The sequence below is a fragment of the Pseudomonadota bacterium genome, assembly GCA_018817425.1.
GTDB lineage: Bacteria > Desulfobacterota > Desulfobacteria > Desulfobacterales > RPRI01 > RPRI01.
Genome location: JAHITX010000132.1, coordinates 1 through 2,540, shown reverse-complemented (window position 1 = coordinate 2,540; position 2,540 = coordinate 1). Strand labels below are relative to the sequence as shown.

Below are 2,540 nucleotides of genomic sequence, written 5' to 3'. Positions count from 1 at the left end.
GTGGGGCGATGATTACTTCTACCTGGGGATTGGGACGATACAACTGACAGAACTTTTCAAGCCATGCTTCAGCTTCGGACATGGATTTATGGGCCTTCCAGTTTGCCAATACATATTTTGTCATAACTACCTCTCAATAAAAAATCCGATGATGGCGGATTGGACGTCCACTAGTACATAAGTTCAACTGCGTTGTCACCACAAAGCGTTACCTTTTATTGACCATCACCCACGACTTGTCTTTGCTCAAATAATCGGGATAAAAGATAATAACATTTTGTAAAGTCCCAGGAGCATTTACTCTCGTTTTTCTTGACATATAACTCTAACAATTTGAAAAATATTCAGATTGTAAACTATAAATATAAAGGGCGTACCCGAACTGTCCCAATGTAGACCTGAAAATAAGACATGAAGTGAGCCACTTTCAAAACGTTTCAGTTTGGGCAAGAAAATCTGCTTGACAATCTGGTATTCATATGTACAATATATTGTACAGGAGATAAAAATAATGGATGCTATTACCTATACAGCAGCAAGACAAAACCTTGCGAAAACAATGGATAAAGTTTGCAGTGACCATTCTCCGGTGATTGTGACCCGGAAGTCATCGAATGCAGTGGTCATTATGTCTCTTGAGGATTTTGAAGCCCTTGAAGAGACAGCTTACTTATTACGTTCACCAAAAAACACCAGACGGCTGATTGAATCTATTGCCCAACTTGAAAACGGCAATGGTATTGAAAAGGAACTGATGGAGTGAAGCTCATTTTCTCTGATCAAGCATGGGAAGATTACCTCTATTGGCAAAAAACTGATAAGAAAATTCTACACCGTATCAACACCCTTATTACGGAAACAAAACGCAGCCCTTTTGATGGTGTTGGAAAACCTGAACCGTTGAAACATGCCCTATCCGGATATTGGTCAAGACGCATAAATGAAGAACATAGATTCGTTTATAAAGTCTATGAAAATTCAATTCATATTGCTCAACTGAAATATCATTACTGATCCTTCTTTTTATATAACTGGATTCCTGGTAAAGCCCGGAATGACGAAATAAGGTGAAACATTGTTTTTATTAATTTCGTCACATTCTTTTCACCGTAATGACGATTTATGGGTTTAGTATGAGACCATCAAGGTAAATTGACAAAAGAAATGGGGTCTATATTTGAAATGATGAAGGTACTGATGCGGCAAATTACAAAGTAAAAGTTAATCAAATAGACTTTACTAAAAAAGCAAAATGTACATGTACATATGACGCCAAAGTATTTCTTACGCAAAATCCTTGGGCTTTTTCTTTCGGATTTCCTGAATAAATATTTTCCATCCGGTATTTATCGTCGCTTATCATCTGAGAATAGTTAAAACAATGACCTCGTATTGGGAAAAATCGAGGTCAAATCTTGAACAGTAATTAATGGCTTTTTTTTCGTCTGCACTATCCCCGCCACCTATTATACCTGTTTCGTCATGCCGAACTCGATCCGGCATCCAGCAATTTCAATCGGTTCTGGATACCGGTTTTCGCCGGTATGGCGGTCTGGGGACTTTTTGCGAATTCATCAATATTATATTAAGTAATCTTTATTTCTATAAAAGAAAAAGGCAAAGCCATGAGACCCTGCCTTTCTACATTTAAAAAACTCATTTCAGTTTAGTTTTTAAACTTTCTCCTTATTCCTACCAACCCAATCAGGCCGGAACCAAGGAGCCAGATTGCACCGGGAATGGGAACAGATGAAATATTTTTCAATTTTAGAATATGAGATGGGTCTTCGTCAAATAGATCCATTTGGACAATGCCTAAGTTCGGCACAACATACATATTCCAAGGTCCATCAGGATCTGAGAAGCCCAGTTGATAAGCACTATAAGTTCCTAAACCATAAGGGATGTTAACAATGAAGTCATCATCTAAAATTTCTACAGTATTATTCGTTGAATGGCTCCAGGTTGTTCCTACCGCATCAATTTGAAAAAACAGCGTCTCACCTACCTCTGAATCCCATTCAAAAATTTGCGTTTCTGTGGATCGGAAGTAACCATCCCCAAAATGAAAATTTTGCTGTGATCCAATCATAACTTCTTCTGAAACATAAAAGTGCATGTCAATCATCGCCTCGCCACCGGGGTATTCATTGGCCTCATATATCCAATCCTGTCCCACTTGCATTGGCCAGATAAGTGCAGCTTCTGAACTTGGAGCAAACCAAAATACTATGCAAATCATTCCTAAACACCAAAACAGGCTTAACTTTTTCATTGGATAGTTTCCCTTTTGTAAATTAATTAATTATTTATTTGAGCTTTAATTCAAACCTAAAATTAGAATATGTTACTTTATTTTTCTCCTAATACCTAATAATCCCACCAAGCCTGAACCGAGTAGAGCGGTGGTCGGGATTGTATGAACAGCAAAAATTGTTTTTTAAGTGGGTAAGCTGCTTATTCAAGCTGCTGTCTCTCTCTTGGGAAATGTCGCCCAATAAACCATATCCGGTGTTTTCTTGTCAAGACTTTGATGCCGC

The 2,540-nt window shown here is 38.0% G+C and carries 5 protein-coding genes; 2 read left to right on the top strand and 3 right to left on the bottom strand.

Going from position 1 to position 2,540, the window contains the following annotated elements:
* Positions 1-124: triose-phosphate isomerase (locus tag KKC46_22140; protein ID MBU1056504.1), on the bottom strand; the 124-nt coding region annotated here is incomplete at its 3' end.
* A 387-nt stretch (positions 125-511) separates the two neighbouring features.
* On the opposite strand from KKC46_22140, the gene KKC46_22135 reads away from it, so the two are divergent.
* Together KKC46_22135 and KKC46_22130 are read left to right on the top strand one after the other, a co-directional pair.
* On the top strand, positions 512-763 hold the full coding sequence (locus tag KKC46_22135) for a type II toxin-antitoxin system prevent-host-death family antitoxin (GenBank protein MBU1056503.1): 252 nt from the start codon (positions 512-514) through the stop codon (positions 761-763).
* A complete protein-coding gene (locus KKC46_22130) occupies positions 760-1,014 on the top strand; it encodes a Txe/YoeB family addiction module toxin (GenBank protein MBU1056502.1) in 255 nt (84 codons plus the stop codon). The genes KKC46_22135 and KKC46_22130 overlap by 4 nt, the downstream gene beginning before the upstream one ends.
* Before the next feature lie 345 nt (positions 1,015-1,359).
* Here KKC46_22130 and KKC46_22125 read toward each other — a convergent pair whose 3' ends face one another.
* Positions 1,360-1,503, bottom strand: a complete 144-nt coding sequence (locus KKC46_22125) for a hypothetical protein (protein ID MBU1056501.1) — start codon at positions 1,501-1,503, stop codon at positions 1,360-1,362.
* Between the two features lie 163 nt (positions 1,504-1,666).
* Positions 1,667-2,275 carry a VPLPA-CTERM sorting domain-containing protein gene (locus KKC46_22120; protein MBU1056500.1) on the bottom strand — a complete coding sequence of 203 codons (609 nt, stop codon included), beginning with the start codon at positions 2,273-2,275 and terminating at the stop codon, positions 1,667-1,669.
* Positions 2,276-2,540 lie beyond the last annotated feature (265 nt).

What these genes read in the sequence shown, in the direction of transcription:
- KKC46_22135 (MBU1056503.1), top strand. Translation starts at nt 512, where the DNA reads ATGGATGCTATTACCTATACAGCAGCAAGACAAAACCTTGCGAAAACA.
- KKC46_22125 (MBU1056501.1), bottom strand. Translation starts at nt 1,503, where the DNA reads ATGCCGGATCGAGTTCGGCATGACGAAACAGGTATAATAGGTGGCGGG.
- KKC46_22120 (MBU1056500.1), bottom strand. Translation starts at nt 2,275, where the DNA reads ATGAAAAAGTTAAGCCTGTTTTGGTGTTTAGGAATGATTTGCATAGTA.